Origin of the sequence: Alteromonas stellipolaris (assembly GCF_001562115.1) — a bacterium.
GTDB lineage: Bacteria > Pseudomonadota > Gammaproteobacteria > Enterobacterales > Alteromonadaceae > Alteromonas > Alteromonas stellipolaris.
The window spans coordinates 1,939,955-1,959,164 of record NZ_CP013926.1; the positions used below are offsets into that span (position 1 = coordinate 1,939,955).

The following is a 19,210-nucleotide window of genomic DNA, read 5'->3' on the forward strand; positions in this document are numbered from 1 at the left end:
TAGCTAAACAGCCGCTAAACCATCTTTCTCAGCAGTGCTGATGTATTTAACGTAAGCAAACGCCAGCATCCAATTGCCCCTAACGCGCCTACCACAATCGCACCAACAATCGGCGCAATAACCCAGTACTCAAAGTGTAGACTTGCGGTCATTTGGAACACATTGGTTTGCAGCATATACAAGCTAAGCTCATTGGCGAGCGCTGCCATGAAACCTGCAACCACACCGATGATTAGAAACTCAAACACCACGCTTTTGCGAATTAAACTGCCTTTTGCCCCAAGCGTTCTTAAAATTGCCAACTCTTGTCGTCTTTCATCCATGCTGGCTTGAACTTGGGCAATTAACACTAAACTGCCTGCCACAAGTACCAAGACTAAGATAAATTCAATGGCCACCGACACTTGATTAACAATATCTCTTAGCTGGTTAATTCGCGCATCAACGTCAAACATAGTGATAGACGCAAATGGCTTTAACAACGTGGTTAGTTGTGATTTCTGTGCTTCGGGTAAATAGAAGCTGGTAATGTAAGTGGGATTGAACGACGCCATAGCCTCAGGTTGAATAACAAAGAAAAAGTTAGGCTGCATAGTTTGCCAGTTCACTTTTCTAAAACTTGTTACCTTGGTTATAACAATTTCACTTCCCACATTGAACGTCAGCATATCGCCTAATTCAATGCCAAGTCGCTCCCCTACATCGGTTTCGACTGAAACGGCGAATACGTCCTCTTCTAATGCATCAGTGTTATCCCCATGCCATGTACCACTGATAATTTCATTCTCTTTTTGTAACGAATTACTCCACGTTAAATTCGCTTCACGTCCAAGTCCTTGTCTCCCTTCAGTATTCGAATCGTCCTCTTTAGACACTTCAGTATTTACACTGTCATCATTCACTGCAACGAAGCGCCCTCGTATTACAGGGTAAAACTCTTCGATGGTGATTCCGTTTGATTTGAAGTGTGTGTCCAATTCTGTTTTTTGATCACCAGTTATATTAATCAAAAAGTAATTAGGTGTGCCTTCAGGTAATTGAGAACGCCACTGCGACACCATATCGTTGCGCATAACCAATACCACAAGTAACAACATAATAGTGACTGAGAAACTAATCAGCTGAACACTATTTTCCATTGAACGGCGCTTAATTCGCGCCCATGCAAGCTGCCAAGGGCCCATTTTACCTGAGCCGAATTTGCGTCCCGCTGCAATCAGCAAAAAGGTTGCGCCTAGCAAACCTGCAACTAAAACCACACCAGAGCCAAACAAAATAAGACTTATCATCAAATCTTGGCTATAAATCCACATCAGTAGAAAAATAGCGCCACCCGATGCCACGTATTGGATAGTTCTAGAACGCAAATTGGTACTTAAATCACGGCGAAGCACCCGCAGAGGAGGAATTGAAAACAACTGCATCAATGGGTAAAGCGAGAACAACAATGAGCATGTAGCCCCTGTGAAAACTGCAATTAGTACTGGCCGCCAGTGCCAAATAGTTAACGCCACATCAACTTGTTCAGCAACTAACCACACCACAATTTGCTGACCAATGAAACCCATTATTAATCCAATAATAATGCCTAGCCCAGTGATAAATAGAATTTGAAGAAGATAGATTCGGCGAATGACCTGCTTTGTCGCTCCGAGTGTTTTCATGATAGCCACGGGGTCGAAATGGCGTTGGCTATAGCGCTGAGCTGCCACCGCAATGGAAACCGCAGCAAGCACTATGGCAAGTAAACTCGCTAATAAAAAATAGCGCTCAGCACTGGCTACCGAACGGCCAATGGCTGATTCGTCATCTTCAACTGTACGCCAGTTATGTAAATCATCGTTCAAACTAGGAGTTAGCCAGTCGTAAAAAGTGCTAATAGCACTACTTTCACCTTCGAAATAGCCCACGTAACGTGCCCGGCTACCTGGCCCGGTTATGGCCGTTGCATCCAAATCGGACAGTCTAATAAGGGCGATGGGGTCTGTGTTAAAAACACTGAACCCTGCATCAGGAATATCAACCAACACTTTGGTTACCGTGAATTCAGCATCACCAATTTCAATGCTGTCTCCTAAGCTTAGCTTCAGCGTTTGAAACAACAAAGACTGCAGCCACACTTCGCCTGGCTTGGGCAAATCTCTTGCCGCTTCTTTCTGTCCAAAAGGCACATCAGTAGTATTAACCGTGCCCTTTAGTGGATAATTTTCATTAACAGCCCGAAGGTCTACCAGAGACATTTCGTCACGGTGAAACACCATCGACCGAGTAGTCACCTGCTTTGCCGTGTTAAGCCCTCCATCACGAGCATGCTGTAACCAAGCCTCATCAATGGGGGTATCAGAGCGTAACTGTGCATCAGCTGCTATAAATGCCGCTGAGCGCTCTTTTAAGGCACCTTGCAACCGCTCACTAAATAACGACAATGATAATACCGCTCCTACCGACAACACAATTGCCAATAGAATGATGGTTAACTCTCCGCGCTTCGCCTCATGACGAAACAATCGCCATGCCAAGGTCGATGTCGTACTCATTTATAGGGCCTCCATTTATACGGCCTCTGTACGCTTTATCGCCGATAAGACAGTAGACTCAGTCAATTCGCCCGCTTGCATGGTTAACTGCCTATCACACTTATCGGCAAGCTTGTTGTCGTGGGTAACCAGCACTAATGTTGTGCCCTTCTCTCGGTTCAGCGCAAAAAGAAGGTCTTCTACTTTATGGCTGTTTGTTGCATCCAAGTTTCCAGTCGGCTCATCAGCAAATAGAATTTTAGGAGAAGTGATAAAAGCCCGCGCAATAGCAACACGTTGCTGTTCACCACCTGAAAGTTGATTTGGGTAATGACTCGCGCGATGACCAATGCCTACTTGCTCAAGGATCTTAGTTGCCATCTGCTTAGGATTGTCTAAGCCTGCGATTTCAGCCGGCAGCATTACATTTTCAATGGCCGTTAAACTTTGCACTAACATAAAGCTCTGAAAAATAAAGCCTACTTTTTGACCCCGCAACACAGCGCGAGCCTCTTCATCCATAGTATGTAATGGTTCGCCATCTAGATGAATTTCTCCTTGGGAGACCTCATCTAAGCCGGCCAATAGTCCTAATAGAGTAGATTTTCCTGAACCTGACGCACCGATAATGGCAACGGACTCACCAGACTTGACTTCAAAAGATATAGGATGAAGGATCTCAAGCGTACCTTCGCTCGTAGTTACAGACTTAGTTACTTTGGATGTTTTAATCATATAGGGGTCATCAATTCGTGATTTATCGTTTTCGCAGCGCCGTTTTGTTCACACTGCTTTTATTTATACCGTTATCTGCATTATCAGATCAGACCGATACAACCGTCCCTAATAATTCAGCTAAATTATTGATTCTAGGTGACAGCCTATCTGCTGCATACGGGTTAGATCAACAAGAAGGTTGGGTGAGTTTGTTACAAAAACGCTGGCGTGACGAGAATATATCGATCGACATTGTAAATGCTGCGGTAAGCGGTGAGACCACAGATGGCGGTTTAGCTAGGCTTCCAAGGTTAATTGAACAACATACACCAAGTCACATTTTAGTAGAACTTGGTGGTAACGATGGCCTTCAAGGGCACAGCATCAGTAAGATTAGGGACAATTTGAGCGCAATTGTTAGGATAGCAAAATCAGACAATACCGTTGTTTTTGTGCAAGACATGCAAATACCCACTAATTACGGCAAGCGCTATACACAAATGTTTAGCGACACTTTTGAGACTGTCTCAGAGCAACATGAAGTTACAAAAATTCCTTTTTTTCTTGAGGACATAGCACTTCAGAAAGACTTAATGCAACGTGATGGTATTCATCCGAACGCTGAAGCACAACCAATGATTGTAGATTTTATGTTCGAAAAATTGACACCTTTAATCATAAACAAGCGTTAACCTGTGCTATGCTTTTAACCTTATATGTTAAACGCTAAACAAATAACAGCTTAATTTGGAGATTGTTATGGACGTTTCATCATCAACGTCAACACCAGTATCGAATGTACTTCAGTCGCCACAACAAGAACCTCAGCGACAGGTTCAACAACGTGCTAGCCAGCAAACTGAAGTAAGTGCGCCCCAGCAAACGCAAGAAGCGGCACCTGCCACAGACAGTCGAGTTGGCTCACGTATAGATACCTACGTTTAGTCATAAAACCCGCCCTAAGCACAGTAGTTTATTAACGCATTTCCAGCATAATTATTTCCGAATCACTCGGAGATATGGAAATGCCGCTACCTCGATACAAGCAAGTCAATTTAGATGTCACACCTTATTATCATTGCACATCACGTTGTGTGCGACAGTCCTTCCTCTGTGGCGTTGATGCCAGCACAGGCAAAAACTACAACCACCGCAGACAGTGGATTGTAGACAGGTTACATAAGCTCACGAAAACCTTTGCCATTGACCTTTGTGCTTATGCCGTAATGCACAATCACACTCATATTGTGGTTCATATCGCAAAGGCGAGAGCTGAACATTGGAGCATGGATGAAGTGTTACTTCGCTGGAAAAATTTTTACCGTTGCCCTTCAGTAGTCCAACGTTATCTTGATGAAGAGACCAGAAGTTCATTATCTGAAGTAGAGCTTCAAAAAGCTGAAGAATTAAGTGAGATTTACCGTCATCGCTTGTATAGCGTAAGTTGGTTCATGCGGCTATTAAATGAGTTTATTGCTCGAAAAGCGAATAAAGAAGATGAGTGTTCAGGCTACTTTTGGGAGCGCCGATTCAAAAGCCAAGCGATATTGTCTGAAAATGCGCTTGCAGCAACCATGGCCTATACCGATTTAAATCCCATCCGGGCCGATATAGCCAAAACTCCAGAGCAGTCCCACTTCACCAGCATTCAGTACAGAATTAATGCTTTGAAAGTAAACAAAGTGCCTGCTCGGCTTATGCCATTTAATGATCAAGTTCCAGTTAATGAAAGCAGCCTGCCCTTCAATTTAACCGATTACTTAGTACTGGTTGATGAAACCGGTCGCGTTATGCGCTCAGATAAGAAAGGTGCTATTCCCAAAAAAATTAAGCCTATCTTAGACAGGCTTAAGGTTTCTGGTAAATCTTGGATTACCCTTTCAACCAAACTAGAAAGGAAATTCGCAGGCCCTATCGGCTCTGCAGAGCGAATTTGCGTGTATGCCTCTGCATGCGAATATGGCAGAAAGCCAAACATTGCAAATGCCAGAAGATACCTTCAATAGGCTTTCAACGTTAAATTCATAACGCGAAATCAACAAGAAACGAAGCTAATATACTTTAATAGCCTAGTGAGAAGCTTGTCTGGCTAACACATCCACAATTTCTTGTGATTTTGATAAGCGCCGGATGTCGTTAAACAACAATTCTGCTTCAGGATATTGCCTTTTTAAATAGCCACACCACTGCTTTATACGATTAGGGTAGTACTTACCCTTATCACCGTAAATTTCATAGCCTGAATAGCGAATAAGCAATGCGGCCACATCTTCCCATGCCATAGGTGGTTCGTCATTTCGAATACACCTTGCTAAGTTTGGCATGGCAAGCGCTCCCCTACCCACCATTAAGTTAGTGCAAGCTGATTGCTCTTGGCAACGCTGGGCTTCTTCTGCATTCCAAATTTCGCCATTTGCCACTAGTGGAATATTAGTGCTTTGCTTTATTTTAGCAATCCATTCCCAGTAGGCTGGCGGCTTATAACCTTCCGTTTTTGTTCTAGCGTGTACGACTAGTTCAGACGCGCCCGCTTCCGTGATGGCGATAGCATTTTCTACAGCAAGCGATTTATCTTCAAAGCCCAAGCGGATTTTTGCTGATACAGGTTGTGAGGCGGGTACCGCATCGCGAACGGCTTTTACGATGTCGTATAAAGCCTGGGTTTCTTTTAAAAGGACCGCACCGCCTTTGCTTTTATTAACAGTTTTTGCAGGGCAGCCAAAATTTAAATCTACCCCTGGCGATCCCAAATCAACCGCAGTATAAGCATTTTCTGCCAACCACTCTGGGTGCTGCCCTAATAGTTGGACACGCACTGGTACGCCATTAGGAGTTTTGCCGCCATTATGTAGCTCGGGGCATAGCTTGTAGAAGGTTTTATTGGGAAGTTTTTGATCCACTACTCTTACGAATTCAGTTACACACTGATCGAACCCACCTACATGGGTAAGCATATCTCGCATTAAATGGTCGACAACACCTTCCATAGGTGCCAGCATGATTTTCATAACTAAATTTCGCTAAAACTGAGTGGTTAAAATGGGCGCGAGAGTGTAGCAAAGTGCGGGTTATATGACCATGCTATTTAAGTTTCGAGAGGAAATTGTGTAATTAGAGCGGCTGTCCTAGCCTTTGTTTGAGTGACTGTCCGAAATCTAACTTGAGTGACTGTCCGAAACCTAACTTGGTTTGAGTGACTGTCCGAAATCTAACTTGAGTGACTGTCCGAAACCTAACTTGGAGTGACTGTCCACCCCTTACTTGAGTGTGTGTCCAACCCTAACTTGAGTGTGTGTCCAACTTTTGGGTTTGTAAGCGGATGAGGACATTTTGTTTTTGCTGTGTGCTATAGCTCGACCAACTAGTGATTTCTTTAATGGTGCGCTTACAACCGGTGCATACATCATCGGCGTCTAGCTTACAGTTGGCAATACAAGGTGACACTATACTCACTAATACTTGGCCCTAAGAGTTTGATTTTCTGATGCAGTATTTTTAGCAATAAGAGAGGCATGTAGCATAGCATCAATCACTTTTTGCGTAGGCTCTTTGGCAGTCCACATACAGACATGCACACCGAACTTCGCATTCAAGAACGCGTCGAACTGGGTTTTATCTTCATAATCACCCTTCACCAATTGTTGTTTATAGCCATCATAAATTAATGCAGAAAATGTAAACACGTAAGCCTCCTCATCGAGAAGGCTCAAATATACACCTAGACGTCTAAACATTCAAACATCTAAACGTCTATTTTATATATTCCAATGCTGCGGTGATCACAGCCACTTGGGCAGCATTACAATTTTCAGCCGTGGCATTAGCGCTATCAGGATAAACTTCTGTTGTGGTTACAAACTCTGCGTCTGTCATGCCACCACAAAGATACAATGCTTTTTTGTCGTAACAAATTACACCTTCAGACAATAAGTCAGCACCTATAATTTTGCCGCTATCATCAGCAAGCGCAATATGAGTTACCTGCTTAACTGCATCGATAATAGCTTCCTGAAATGGTTTTTGTGGATTAGTGGTATTCGCCACTAAATAAAACCCATCAGGAATATTCCAATTATCGTGAGTCGTTGCATCTCGTGCTGCTAATGCAGGCCTAAACTCACTGTTATCGGTATCGGTGGTTTCATGTAAATCGACATGCAATGTAAATGGTAAGTTCAACGATTCAACGAATGCCATTAGCTGCGCTGATTCCGGCGCTGGAGAATTAGGATAAAATGAACGATTAGGATCTAACGCATACTGATCCCAACGGTTAATCGTCTCATAACCCCAAGGGCTAACACATGGAACAACAATGATGGTGAAGTCTTCTGCATACTCACTTAGCTTGGTATTGATAAACTGAAGCGCGCCCTGCACCCCACTGGTTTCATACCCATGTACACCGCCGGTAACTAGCACCGCTGGCTTGGCTGCGTCGATATTTTTAGGGATTACGGCATACAACGGGTATCGAGACTCATCGTAAGGCAACGCGCCATACTGCTTTAATTCAAACCCTTCAGGAATGCTGCCTAACTGTTTTAGTACTTCATCGCTGTATGAACGCTTTATAGTTTGGCGCTGTTTCCACTCTTCTTTCTCTTCTTCACCCCAAGGTTGTCCTGGCGTGCCGATAGGATAATTTTGCATAAATAACCTCTTTGTTAACACGGCTATATTATCAAGACGGTATTGGTTTGTATGTGGAATATCGATAAGAGCGGGAGGAATTAAGGTGTAGAAACGAAAAAGCCAACCCGAAGGTTGGCTTAACGATATGGCGTCCCCAAGGGGATTCGAACCCCTGTTACCGCCGTGAAAGGGCGGTGTCCTAGGCCTCTAGACGATGGGGACAAAAAATTTTCTTTCAAAAGCTATGCTTTTGAGATTTTTTGTAAGGTGAAGCGAGCTCTGCGAGCTGAGCGACATTATCCTTACAATCAATCAATTTCTGTAAGGAGAGGTGAGCTCTGCGAACCGAACGACCTTATAACCTTACAAAAACAAATTTTTGTCGCTGATAGCAACTTTTCAATTACTACCGGCCTAATTCACAGTTACGGACTGTGACACCGGAAAATGGCGTCCCCAAGGGGATTCGAACCCCTGTTACCGCCGTGAAAGGGCGGTGTCCTAGGCCTCTAGACGAGGTGAGCTCTGCGAACCGAACGACCTTGCCTTACAGAAGTACTAAACTTTTGTCACTGGTAATTTCAAAGATTACCGGCCTAACTTAACTCAAAAGCTACGCTTTTGAGATTTTTTGTAAGGTGAAGCGAGCTCTGCGAGCTGAGCGACATTAATAACCTTACAAAAACAAATTTTTGTCGCTGATAGTAACTTTTCAATTACTACCGGCCTATTTCACAGTTACGGACTGTGACACCGGAAAATGGCGTCCCCAAGGGGATTCGAACCCCTGTTACCGCCGTGAAAGGGCGGTGTCCTAGGCCTCTAGACGAGGTGAGCTCTGCGAACCGAACGACCTTGCCTTACAGAAGTACTAAACTTTTGTCACTGGTAATTTCAAAGATTACCGGCCTAACTTAACTCAAAAGCTATGCTTTTGAGATTTTTTGTAAGGTGAAGCGAGCTCTGCGAGCTGAGCGACATTATCCTTACAAAAAATAAATTTTGCCCGAAGGTTAAACCTTCAGCCTAAACTACAATATAAACTTGTAGTTAGATTTGGTGGAGCCAGGCGGGATCGAACCGCCGACCTCCTGCATGCCATGCAGGCGCTCTCCCAGCTGAGCTATGGCCCCGTTGTGTCATAGTCACTATTGTGTGACTGTTCCGTGACAGCGGGGCGCATTCTAGGCATCCACCCCATTTATGTCAACGGTTTTTTTATGAATTTTCTCTGTTTGCTATAAAAGTAAGCGCTTTGTCGATTCTCTCGCCAACTTTCTCTTTTGAAAGCAAATTAAGGGTTACATCTAAAGACGGAGAATTACCACTTCCGGTGGTAGCAACACGCAGTGGCATCCCTACTTTACCCATTCCCACTTCTAACTCTTCAGCTGTTGTATTGATTGCAGCCTGAATATTTTCCGGCTCCCACGCCTCAATAGCCATCAACTTCTCTTTTACCAGCTCTAGCGGCCCACGCGCTACTGGGCGTAAATGCTTTTTAGCAGCATTGGCATCAAAGTCTTCATAATCTTGATAGAAGTAAGTAGAGATTTCAGCGAGCTCTTTTAACGTTTTTACTCTGTCAGCTTGAATAGCAATAACAGATTCAAGGGCAGGCCCAGTTGTTAAGTCTACTTCTAACCCATCAAAGTGCCATTTTAAGTGTCCAGCAACTTCACTGGCTGGCAAACTTTTGATGTAGTGCTGGTTCAACCAAATCAATTTTTCAGTATTAAATGCAGAAGCTGACTGACCAATCGCGTCTAAACTGAATAACTCAATCATTTCATCAAGGGTAAAAATCTCTTGGTCACCATGTGACCACCCTAGCCTTACTAAATAATTCAATACCGCTTGAGGCAAGAAACCATCATCACGATATTGCATAACACTAACTGCACCATGACGTTTCGATAACTTTTTACCGTCATCACCTAAAATCATAGATACATGAGCATATTCTGGTACAGGCGCGCCTAACGCTTGTAGAATGTTAATTTGACGGGGCGTATTATTAATATGGTCTTCACCACGAACAACATGGGTGATGCCCATATCCCAATCGTCTACTACAACGCAAAAGTTGTAAGTTGGTGTACCGTCGGTGCGCTGAATGATTAAGTCATCCAACTCACTGTTGTTAATTTCGATTTTACCGCGCACGTGATCGGTAATAACAACCGTGCCCTCTAATGGGGTTTTAAAACGAATGACAAAAGGTTCGCCTTCTGGGTGATCGGTACGATCTCGCCATGTGCCAGGGTAACGAGGTTTTTCGCCACGTTCTTTCTGGGCTTCACGAATAGCATCCAACTCTTCAGCGCTCATAAAGCACTTATATGCTTTACCTTCATCTAATAGTTGTTGGATTAGGTCTTTATATCTGTCGAAACGATCGGTTTGATAGATAGGGCCAGTGTCCCAAGTCAAACCTAGCCACTGCATGCCATCTAAAATGGCTTGCTTAGCTTCTTCAGTGGAACGTTCAATATCTGTATCTTCAATCCGAAGTACAAATTCGCCGCCATTATTTTTGGCAAGTAGCCAAGAATATAAAGCGGTGCGTGCGCCACCTACGTGAAGGTAGCCAGTAGGGCTTGGTGCAAATCGTGTTACAACCGACATGATAAAAACTCTCTATCTTTATTAGATTGTGAAATTGCGCGCATTCTACCAGTCTCCGCTTCACGACAAAAGCAGCACGATGCATTTGCTTAGCATATTAGATACCAATAGAAATTTACATTTATGCTTTACTGACGTCGTGTTTATTAGCATGGCCTCATTTAAAGCTTACAATTCCATCAATTTAGATAAAAAGCGGCCAAAATGTTCACTTTTCAGGCATACAGTCATTTTTCTTTCATTTTATTATTGACAGTATGAGAACCGACTCTATAATACCGCCCCACTTGCTTAGGCAAGATAATAAACAAGACGGACGCTTAGCTCAGTTGGGAGAGCATCGCCCTTACAAGGCGAGGGTCACTGGTTCAAGCCCAGTAGCGTCCACCACTCTTGTGAGTGTTTAGACAATGTCACTGGTTCAATAACTTCGTTACGAGCCACAGCAGCGTCCACCACTCTTGTTTATTAGAAAAAGTATTCGGACGCTTAGCTCAGTTGGGAGAGCATCGCCCTTACAAGGCGAGGGTCACTGGTTCAAGCCCAGTAGCGTCCACCACTTTTTTGAAAAACTTCGATATGCCGGACGCTTAGCTCAGTTGGGAGAGCATCGCCCTTACAAGGCGAGGGTCACTGGTTCAAGCCCAGTAGCGTCCACCACTTCCTTTTTTTAAAATTCATTATAAACACGACACGACAACCACTGGTTCAACAACTTCGTTGCGAGCCTCAGTAGCGTCCACCACTTCCTTTTTTAAAATTCATTATAAACACGACACGGCAATCACTGGTTCAACAACTTCGTTGCGAGCCTCAGTAGCGTCCACCACTTCCTTTTTTTTAAAATTTTTTATAAACACGACACGACAATCCCTGGTTCAACAACTTCGTTGCGAGCCTCAGTAGCGTCCACCACTTCCTTTTTTTAAAATTCATTATAAACACGACACGGCAATCACTGGTTCAACAGCTTGGTTCAACAACTTCGTTGCGAGCCTCAGTAGCGTCCACCACTTCCTTTTTTTAAAATTCATTATAAACACGACACGGCAATCACTGGTTCAACAGCTTCGTTATCATCAGCAGCTGCATTAACCATCTTTCATACCTCAGAATAAACACTTGAAAGAAAACTAACTTAACGCTCATGCCCTCTACCTGTTTTTCATGCCATGCATCGCAATCTTAAATACCCTATCAAACAATGGTGATAGGTTAATTATTCAACTAAACTCCTATTAGGTTGTTTACACGAGTAAGCATTGACGCACATACGAGGTTGTAATGAACCTACAGTTGGCTAGACAAACCCGCTTATTAATTGCGGAAGATCAGGCTTTGGCAAAAAGTCATATGAAATATGCTTTGGAGCAACTCGGCTTCCAACATATCGATTATGTAGACCGTGCTGCGTACGCCCTTACCTCGCTGCGCACCCGGCAGTACGATGTCATTGTTTGTGCTTATGACTTAAGGCAAGAACAAGGAGGCTATAATTTATTCGAGCAGCTGAAAACCGAAAAGATTATTCCTCTTACTACCGGCTTTATTTTTACCAGTGCCGATACTGCTATTGATGTTGTTCATGCAATAATCGAGTTGCAACCAGACGAATTCTTAGCAAAACCATTTTCCGTCAACGAACTAGATAAACGACTGAGTAAAGTCGTCACCCGTAAAAAGGTGTTTCACGATGTCTATCGTTACATGGATGACCAGAATCCCGAGCAAGCACTTAAAGAATTAGAGTTTATTTTAGTTGAACCTAAGAATGCTGAACACTTCCCGTTAGCCCTTAAAACTAAGGGTGACTTATTGTTATTGAATAGACAGTTTGAAAACGCGAAGCTTTTTTACCAATCAATCATCAACATTCAAAACTTTACGTGGGCAAAGCTCGGCCTCGTTCAATGCTACATTCACTTAGATGAATTTGATGATGCAGAACGAGACCTTATTCAGCTGGCACTGCAACCTGAAAGTATGCTGAGCGCTTATGACTTATTGGCAGAGCTTCAAATTAAGTTAGAAGCCTATGATGAAGCACTGGAATGTGTAAATGTTGCTAGCGATATTTCACCTCGAAATGTGATGCGCCATATTACTGCGGTACAACTTGCTAGGTTAACCCACGATTATGAGGGGCAATTTAATAGCGCTAAAAAAGTAGTTCGTTTCGGCAAGAATTCGGTGCACGACACACCTGAAATGTACTTATCTGTCGCAAGAGCGGGTATCGACTTTGCGATGACGGCAGAAACCTCGCAAACAAACAAAATCATCAAGCAATCCAATGAATATCTGCGCCAATTAAAAAGCGCCTACCCAAAAGTGAATCTTGACCATCAGCTTCAAGTTATTAGTGCTCGTATTCACTATCTAAAAGATGAAAACGATAAAGCAAAAGATCTGCTTGATGCTTTAGATATTGATAATCTTGAAGAACAGTCTGTCGAAACTTTATTAGACTCGGCAAAGGCCTTCCACGACTTGGGGTTAAGAGGAAGCGCGCTTAAATTACTCGATAAAGCGACATTAAGGCAAAAAGAGCTTGATGCGCCAAACAGCTTACTTAGCCGTTATATAAACCAAGAAGTTGTTGAGAAAACAGCAATATCAATTAGTCCTAAAAACCTTAATGACGTGGCTGTGGTGCAGTATAAGCGTGGCGAACTAGCGAAATCTTACCAAACGTTTGAGCAAGCATTCAGGGTTATGCCTCACAATGCTGCCATTGCGTTAAACCTACTGCAAGCGTCAGCAATGCGACGCTCTCGCGAAGGAAAAGCGGAAGCTAGTATGAACTCGGTTATGAAGAAGTGCCGCTTTACGCTGGAAAGTGCTTCTTTATCTGAAGAGCAAAGCCAGCGCTATGAAACGGTTAAAGGGCTGTTAGATCAGGTGGTGTAAACCACTACCTTTTCTTGATAAAGGTTGTCTTTATATTCAATTTCGTGGCTATAGGACATGCCTATTTTTTCCATCACTTTGATGGAATTTAAATTCTCCTGTTTTGCCATGGCACAAAATTTGTCGATGCCAATTTGATACAAAGCATCTTTCACTTGCATCGCTGCCTCTGTGGCATACCCCTTCCCCCAGCTGGCTTGTTTAAAACGCCAACCAAGTTCAATATTATCAATCTCAGGATCTTTAGTGAAAAAGCCAAAAGGGCGAACCAAAATCCAGCCGATATCCTCTTCACTTTCTTTTTCTTGTACTCGCCATAAGCCCCAACCTAGTGCTGGGTTTGAATACGCTTGAAAGCGTGGTACGAAGGTGTTGGTAACATCTTCACGTGATGTTTTTTGACCATCACTGATAAATCGCATTACCTCTTCGTCTTGATCAAGCTCCCAAAGGAACTCTGTATCAGAGTCGGTGATATAATGGAAAGACAGGCGCGCGCTATCTTCAATAAACATAGATTTCCCTTTCTAATCGCTATTATTACGAGCAACTTTATACTGCTGCTTTCGTATTTTTTAGCGCAACGAACGTAAGTTTAGCCGCCTAACATAGCTAAGTGCTTCGTTGCCCCAGTATTACCTTCATGCAAAAAGTGCGTAGCATGCTTTTCACCTAAGCACTCAACTAAGAACTGTTGCAGCCCTACTACATCTTGCTCAGCCAATAGGTGTCGCATATCAATACCGTGCTCACTAAATAGGCACAAATGTAATTTACCATTGGCGGCTACGCGAAGTCGATTACAACTTTTACAAAAATCTTTGCTGTACGGCATGATGAGGCCAATTTTACCCGCATAGTCAGGATGAAAAAATTCCTGCGCTGGTCCAGCGTCTTTGCGCCTAACCATGGGTTGCCATCCGGCATCAATAAGTGTTTGCTTTAGCGGCGTTCCACCTTGATGCTGTGCTTTAAAGAAACTAGTAGTATCGCCGGTTTCCATCAATTCAATAAACCGCAATGTGACTGGCATGGTTTTAAGCCACTCAAGGAATCGATTTAACCTCGCATCAGAAAAATCGTTTAGCAGCACCGAATTCACTTTTACATCAAGTCCGGCCTCAACCGCAGCATCCAACCCGGCTAAGACTTGCTTTAATTTATCTTGCCCAGTAATTGCTGCAAACTGCCTTGGATCTAAGCTATCTATGCTGACATTCACTTGGTGTAAACCTGCCTGCTTCCACGATGCAGCATGTTCAGCCATACGACCACCATGAGTGGTCATGGCCACTCGCTTAATTCCGGGAGTATTTGCCGTTGCACTTAAAATATCGAGGAAGTCGCGGCGAAGTGTTGGCTCGCCGCCAGTAAGACGAACTTTGGATGTACCCAATCCTGAAAACGCGCTCAACAGCGTATTGATTTCGCCTAAGGAAAGAAAATGCTCACTAGAAGGACCTTGATAACCGTCAGGCAAACAATACTGACAGCGAAAATTACACGCCTCCGTTACCGATAAACGCAAATAATGGAATTGTCGTCCAAAGCTATCTTCTAACAAATTTTCTCCCTTAATGGGTACGTAAAACAAATAGTGTGATTAAATAGACTATGATGTCTTTGCGCCAGTTTACGCGGCCGCAAATAAGAATGAAATGCTTGATAACGCATAAATTAGAACGTTTTATCGTACCGTTACCCTATTTATCTTAAATAAATATAACGGTTCACCGTAAACGATTTAGTTTAAGGTTCGTTAATCTACCATAATTCATCTTAGTAAAGGAGTTTTCACTCCTACCTTCCGCTAGCGTCATCGCGTTGCAACGTCCCAACCATGCAGTGAGAACATAAGTACACATGCGAAAAAATCGATTTCCGTTAAACGAAAATGAGCCTATTAAATGGCAGGTGCTCAAACAGTTATGGCCATACCTTCTAGAATTTAAAGGTCGGGTGGCATTAGCGTTAATGTGCTTAGTTGCAGCAAAACTTGCCAGCATTGGCCTACCATATGTACTTAAATACACGGTAGATAGTTTAAACGGTGATGTACAAGCGTTGGCCATTGCGGTACCTATCAGCTTAATTATTGCGTACGGTGCACTTAGGCTCACTAATGTTTTACTTGGCGAAGTACGCGACACCTTATTCGGACGTGTTACTGAACGCGCCATGCGCAGGCTGGGTTTAAAGGTATTTAATCACCTACACAATCTAGATTTGGGCTTTCATTTAAACCGAAGAACAGGCGGCTTATCTAGAGATATTGAACGTGGCACAAACGGCGTAAGTTTCTTAATGCGGTTTATGGTGTTCAATATTGTGCCTACCCTCTTAGAGATTGGCTTAGTCGTGATATTGCTATTGATTCAGTTTGGCTGGTCTTTTGCAATGATCATTGTGGTCAGTGTCATCAGCTATGTCTTGTTCTCGATGAAAGCAACCGATTGGCGCACCAGATTTGTACAACAAATGAATGAAGCCGACTCCACGACTAATTCACGTGCGGTAGACAGCTTACTTAACTTTGAAACCGTAAAATACTTCAATAATGAGCGCTTCGAAGCAAGCCGATACGATACAGACTTAGCTGGCTGGGAAAAAGCGAGACGTAAAAATCGGTTATCCCTTTTTGCCTTAAATGGCGGCCAGGCCAGTATTATTGCGCTGGCGATGACAGCCATGATGGCGAATGCAGCTTATGGTGTAATGGAAGGCGAGATGACCATTGGTGACTTCGTGCTAATTAACGCCTTCACTATGCAAATATTTATGCCCCTCAACTTCTTGGGTTTTGTGTATCGGGAAATACGTGGCTCGCTAGCGAACATTCAAAACCTATTTTCCCTACTGGCGCAAAAGCCAGCGATTGAAGATAAACCCAATGCAGCTCATCTCTCAGCAAACCAAGCGAGTATACGTTTTAGTAACGTGCAATTTCACTATCAGCAAGCACGGCCTATTTTAAAAGGTATTAGCTTCGACGTGCCATCAGGCGCCAAAGTTGCTGTAGTTGGCGAAAGTGGTGCTGGTAAATCTACTATCATGAAGTTGCTGTTTCGTTTTTACGAACCCAGCGAGGGTGGTATTTTCATAAACGGGCAGGATATTCGCGACCTTAGCCAGCATAGTTTACGAAGCCATATTGGTATTGTTCCGCAAGATACGGTGTTATTTAATACATCCTTGGTTGAAAATATTCGTTACGGGAATCCAGATGCTAGCGATGATGAGGTTAATCATGCGATTAAACTGGCACATTTAACCCAGTTTGTTGAAAGCTTGCCGGATGGACTAGACACTACAGTAGGCGAACGTGGGCTGAAACTCTCAGGCGGTGAAAAACAGCGTGTTGCCATCGCTCGGGCGCTATTAAAAGGTGCGCCAATTATGATATTTGACGAGGCGACATCTTCGTTAGACAGTCAATCAGAGCAAGCGATATTGGGTGCCCTTCGAGACGCCGCAAAGGGACATACTAGCTTGGTCATTGCCCATAGGCTGTCTACTATTGTGGATGCCGACTCCATCTTAGTGTTAAGCAAGGGCATGATTGCCGAACATGGCACCCATGAAACGCTTCTAGCACAACAAGGTATTTATAATCGACTGTGGGCGACTCAGCAACGAGAATCAAACGATGAAGCATGAAACCAAACCCACGCATTTGCAGTCTCGCTACAACGTAAACGAAATTAAAGAATAGTTGAGTAATATGGATCCAGAAGCAATAAAAAGTGCAATCAACCAAACCATGCCATTTGGTAAGTATGCGGGACGTCGGTTATTCCACCTGCCAGAGCCCTATTTAGTATGGTTTAACACACAAGGCTTTCCCGAAGGAAAGCTGGGGCAGCAACTCGCGCTCATGTACGAAATTAAACTTAACGGGCTCGAGTCAGTAGTAGAACCCCTGCTGCATGACGACTAGCCATGTTCGCTCGTCCCCGCAAGCAAAAGCGTGAGGCTATCGATCAGCGTATATTGCGTCTGCACACAGGCATTGCTAAAAAAATAATAGCACAACCTTCACTCATTAATGACGTTCAAGCAACGTTAGAGGCTCGTTATGAAAGTGGAATGATGCGTTACGGCAGCTATATATTATGGCAAGGGATTGTAGAAACGCTTCATACTCCTGAGGTATTCACAGCACTGTTACTCGCCGAAGATGTACGCACGGCAAGCCTTAGACGGGAAACCATATTTACGGGTATTTTAACCGAAGCTGAGCGAGCAGAAATTCTGGAAGACTAAGTAAACATACGAAACATTAAAAAAGGGTAAATCGATAGTCGATTTACCCTTTTTAGTATGAAGCCTTAGCACAATATCGATAAAGTTTAATTCAACGACTAGGCGTTACGTAAATGGTCTGCTACTAAGAACGCCATTTCAAGTACTTGGTCTGCATTTAAACGCGGATCGCACTGGGTTTTATACGCCTGCGCTAAATCTTCATCACTAATTTCGTACGCACCACCCGTACACTCAGTCACGTGTTGGCCTGTCATTTCAAGGTGAATACCACCTGCATGAGTGCCTTCATCGTTGTGAGCTTGGAAAAACTGTTTAATTTCACGCAAAATAGCATCAAAATTACGGGTTTTGTAACCACTAGATGCTGAGAAGGTGTTGCCGTGCATGGGGTCAGAACTCCATACTACGTGTCTGCCTTCTGCTTTAACGCGGCGTAATAAACGAGGCAAATTGTCAGCCAAGTTATCAGCCCCCATACGTGTAATAAGGGTTAATCTACCAGGGTCGTTATTTGGGTTAAGGGCATCAATCAAACGAATAAGTTCGTCTTCTTCCATGCTAGGCCCAACTTTCACACCAATAGGGTTATGAATGCCGCGGAAGAACTCAATATGAGCATGATCAAGCTGACGGGTACGCTCACCAATCCAAATCATGTGCGCTGAGCAATCGTAAGGCTTACCCGTTAGCGTATCAATTCGAGTTAGGGCTTGTTCGTAGTTCAGCAATAATGCTTCATGCGAGGTAAACAATGAGGTTTCATGCAATGTGGGGCTAGATTGGGAATTAATACCAATCACATCCATGAATGACAAGGTATCTTGAATACGCACAGCCATATCGTGGTAGCGTTCTTTAAGCGGGTTGTTTTCAACAAACGCCATATTCCAACGGTTTACTTCGTGAAGGTCGGCCAAGCCACCTTGGGAAAAAGCGCGAAGTAAATTAAGGGTAGATGCACTGCGGTGATACGCTTCAATTAAACGGTTAGGATCAGGGCGTCGAGCAGCTTCGTTAAACTCGAAACTATTGATGATATCGCCGCGGTAGCTTGGCAATGTAACGCCATTGCGGGTTTCAAAGTTCGATGAACGAGGCTTAGCATACTGGCCAGCCATGCGAGCCACTTTGGTTACTGGGCATCGACCTGCGAAGGTTAAAACAATCGCCATCTGAAGCAATACTTTAAAGGTATCGCGAATTTTTGGCGCATTAAATTCGTCAAACGATTCGGCGCAGTCACCGCCTTGAAGCAGAAAGCCTTTACCTAAACTAACCTCACCAAGTTGACGGCGAAGATCACGGGCTTCAGCGGCAAAAACCAGCGGTGGATATGTACTTAGCGTGTGCTCTACTTGTTTAAGTTGTGCCGCATCATCGTACTCTGGTTGTTGAAGGATAGGTTTTTGCCTCCAACTGTCTACTTGCCAATTACTCAAGGGGTTCTCCTGATTTAAATGTTTTTACGTTTAGGCAAACGTTAATCTCGTTGTGTAAGCGCTTATCTGCATGCGCGCTACGATTTATTGCGCGCTACT

Annotated in this window: 17 protein-coding genes and 5 tRNA genes; 10 read left to right on the forward strand and 12 right to left on the reverse strand. The window is 43.7% G+C overall.

The window, feature by feature from the left end; translation table 11 throughout:
• Positions 1–14: 14 nt before the first annotated feature.
• Together AVL57_RS08145 and AVL57_RS08150 are read right to left on the reverse strand one after the other, a co-directional pair.
• Positions 15–2,537: an ABC transporter permease gene (locus tag AVL57_RS08145; protein ID WP_057792819.1), complete on the reverse strand. Its 2,523-nt coding sequence runs from the start codon at positions 2,535–2,537 to the stop codon at positions 15–17.
• A 15-nt stretch (positions 2,538–2,552) separates the two neighbouring features.
• On the reverse strand, positions 2,553–3,251 hold the full coding sequence (locus tag AVL57_RS08150; RefSeq protein WP_057792821.1) for an ABC transporter ATP-binding protein: 699 nt from the start codon (positions 3,249–3,251) through the stop codon (positions 2,553–2,555).
• Positions 3,252–3,268: 17 nt separating this feature from the next.
• Here AVL57_RS08150 and AVL57_RS08155 point away from each other — a divergent pair, with 17 nt between their 5' ends.
• From AVL57_RS08155 to AVL57_RS08165, 3 genes are all read left to right on the forward strand, one after another.
• A complete protein-coding gene (locus AVL57_RS08155; RefSeq protein WP_057792824.1) occupies positions 3,269–3,925 on the forward strand; it encodes an arylesterase in 657 nt (218 codons plus the stop codon).
• Between the two features lie 67 nt (positions 3,926–3,992).
• A complete protein-coding gene (locus AVL57_RS08160) occupies positions 3,993–4,178 on the forward strand; it encodes a hypothetical protein (RefSeq protein ID WP_057792825.1) in 186 nt (61 codons plus the stop codon).
• Positions 4,179–4,258: 80 nt separating this feature from the next.
• On the forward strand, positions 4,259–5,239 hold the full coding sequence (locus tag AVL57_RS08165) for a transposase (RefSeq protein WP_057796250.1): 981 nt from the start codon (positions 4,259–4,261) through the stop codon (positions 5,237–5,239).
• Positions 5,240–5,302: 63 nt separating this feature from the next.
• Here AVL57_RS08165 and dusC read toward each other — a convergent pair whose 3' ends face one another.
• The 7 genes from dusC to gltX all read right to left on the reverse strand — a co-directional run bounded on the left by dusC (position 5,303) and on the right by gltX (position 10,496).
• A complete protein-coding gene (dusC, locus tag AVL57_RS08170) occupies positions 5,303–6,241 on the reverse strand; it encodes a tRNA dihydrouridine(16) synthase DusC (protein WP_057792827.1) in 939 nt (312 codons plus the stop codon).
• 271 nt (positions 6,242–6,512) lie between these two features.
• Positions 6,513–6,686, reverse strand: a complete 174-nt coding sequence (locus AVL57_RS21000; RefSeq protein ID WP_082604944.1) for a DUF1289 domain-containing protein — start codon at positions 6,684–6,686, stop codon at positions 6,513–6,515.
• Positions 6,686–6,916 carry a hypothetical protein gene (locus tag AVL57_RS08175; RefSeq protein ID WP_057792830.1) on the reverse strand — a complete coding sequence of 77 codons (231 nt, stop codon included), beginning with the start codon at positions 6,914–6,916 and terminating at the stop codon, positions 6,686–6,688. Before AVL57_RS08175 ends, AVL57_RS21000 begins: the two co-directional genes overlap by 1 nt.
• A 67-nt stretch (positions 6,917–6,983) precedes the next feature.
• Positions 6,984–7,886 carry a M14 family metallopeptidase gene (locus AVL57_RS08180; RefSeq protein ID WP_057796252.1) on the reverse strand — a complete coding sequence of 301 codons (903 nt, stop codon included), beginning with the start codon at positions 7,884–7,886 and terminating at the stop codon, positions 6,984–6,986.
• A 128-nt stretch (positions 7,887–8,014) separates the two neighbouring features.
• Positions 8,015–8,090, reverse strand: a tRNA-Glu gene (locus AVL57_RS08185).
• Between the two features lie 835 nt (positions 8,091–8,925).
• Positions 8,926–9,001 (reverse strand) — tRNA-Ala (locus AVL57_RS08200).
• Positions 9,002–9,086: 85 nt separating this feature from the next.
• The gene (gltX, locus tag AVL57_RS08205; RefSeq protein WP_057792831.1) at positions 9,087–10,496 is read right to left on the reverse strand and encodes a glutamate--tRNA ligase; all 1,410 of its coding nucleotides are present in this window, start codon (positions 10,494–10,496) and stop codon (positions 9,087–9,089) included.
• A gap of 314 nt (positions 10,497–10,810) precedes the next feature.
• Between gltX and AVL57_RS08210 the strand changes: the two genes are divergently transcribed.
• The 4 genes from AVL57_RS08210 (at position 10,811) to AVL57_RS08225 (ending at position 13,406) form a co-directional block, all read left to right on the forward strand.
• A tRNA-Val gene (locus AVL57_RS08210) sits at positions 10,811–10,886 on the forward strand.
• Between the two features lie 93 nt (positions 10,887–10,979).
• Positions 10,980–11,055: transfer RNA gene (locus AVL57_RS08215), tRNA-Val, on the forward strand.
• A 25-nt stretch (positions 11,056–11,080) separates the two neighbouring features.
• Positions 11,081–11,156, forward strand: a tRNA-Val gene (locus AVL57_RS08220).
• Positions 11,157–11,780: 624 nt separating this feature from the next.
• Positions 11,781–13,406, forward strand: a complete 1,626-nt coding sequence (locus AVL57_RS08225; protein ID WP_057792833.1) for a response regulator — start codon at positions 11,781–11,783, stop codon at positions 13,404–13,406.
• On the opposite strand, the gene AVL57_RS08230 is transcribed toward AVL57_RS08225, so the two are convergent.
• Complete coding sequence (locus AVL57_RS08230) at positions 13,394–13,921, reverse strand: GNAT family N-acetyltransferase (protein WP_057792835.1); 528 nt, start codon at positions 13,919–13,921, stop codon at positions 13,394–13,396. The genes AVL57_RS08225 and AVL57_RS08230 overlap by 13 nt on opposite strands.
• A gap of 80 nt (positions 13,922–14,001) precedes the next feature.
• Positions 14,002–14,970 carry a GTP 3',8-cyclase MoaA gene (moaA, locus tag AVL57_RS08235; protein WP_057792837.1) on the reverse strand — a complete coding sequence of 323 codons (969 nt, stop codon included), beginning with the start codon at positions 14,968–14,970 and terminating at the stop codon, positions 14,002–14,004.
• A 299-nt stretch (positions 14,971–15,269) separates the two neighbouring features.
• On the opposite strand from moaA, the gene AVL57_RS08240 reads away from it, so the two are divergent.
• From AVL57_RS08240 to AVL57_RS08250, 3 genes are all read left to right on the forward strand, one after another.
• The gene (locus AVL57_RS08240) at positions 15,270–17,063 is read left to right on the forward strand and encodes an ABCB family ABC transporter ATP-binding protein/permease (RefSeq protein ID WP_057792839.1); all 1,794 of its coding nucleotides are present in this window, start codon (positions 15,270–15,272) and stop codon (positions 17,061–17,063) included.
• Between the two features lie 64 nt (positions 17,064–17,127).
• Positions 17,128–17,343 carry a DUF3820 family protein gene (locus tag AVL57_RS08245; RefSeq protein WP_057792841.1) on the forward strand — a complete coding sequence of 72 codons (216 nt, stop codon included), beginning with the start codon at positions 17,128–17,130 and terminating at the stop codon, positions 17,341–17,343.
• 2 nt (positions 17,344–17,345) lie between these two features.
• Positions 17,346–17,669, forward strand: coding sequence for a hypothetical protein (locus AVL57_RS08250; RefSeq protein WP_057792842.1), 324 nt, complete (start codon positions 17,346–17,348; stop codon positions 17,667–17,669).
• Positions 17,670–17,767: 98 nt separating this feature from the next.
• On the opposite strand, the gene AVL57_RS08255 is transcribed toward AVL57_RS08250, so the two are convergent.
• Entirely contained in the window at positions 17,768–19,111 is a 1,344-nt protein-coding gene (locus AVL57_RS08255) for a class II 3-deoxy-7-phosphoheptulonate synthase (protein WP_057792846.1), read from the reverse strand.
• Positions 19,112–19,210: the final 99 nt, after the last annotated feature.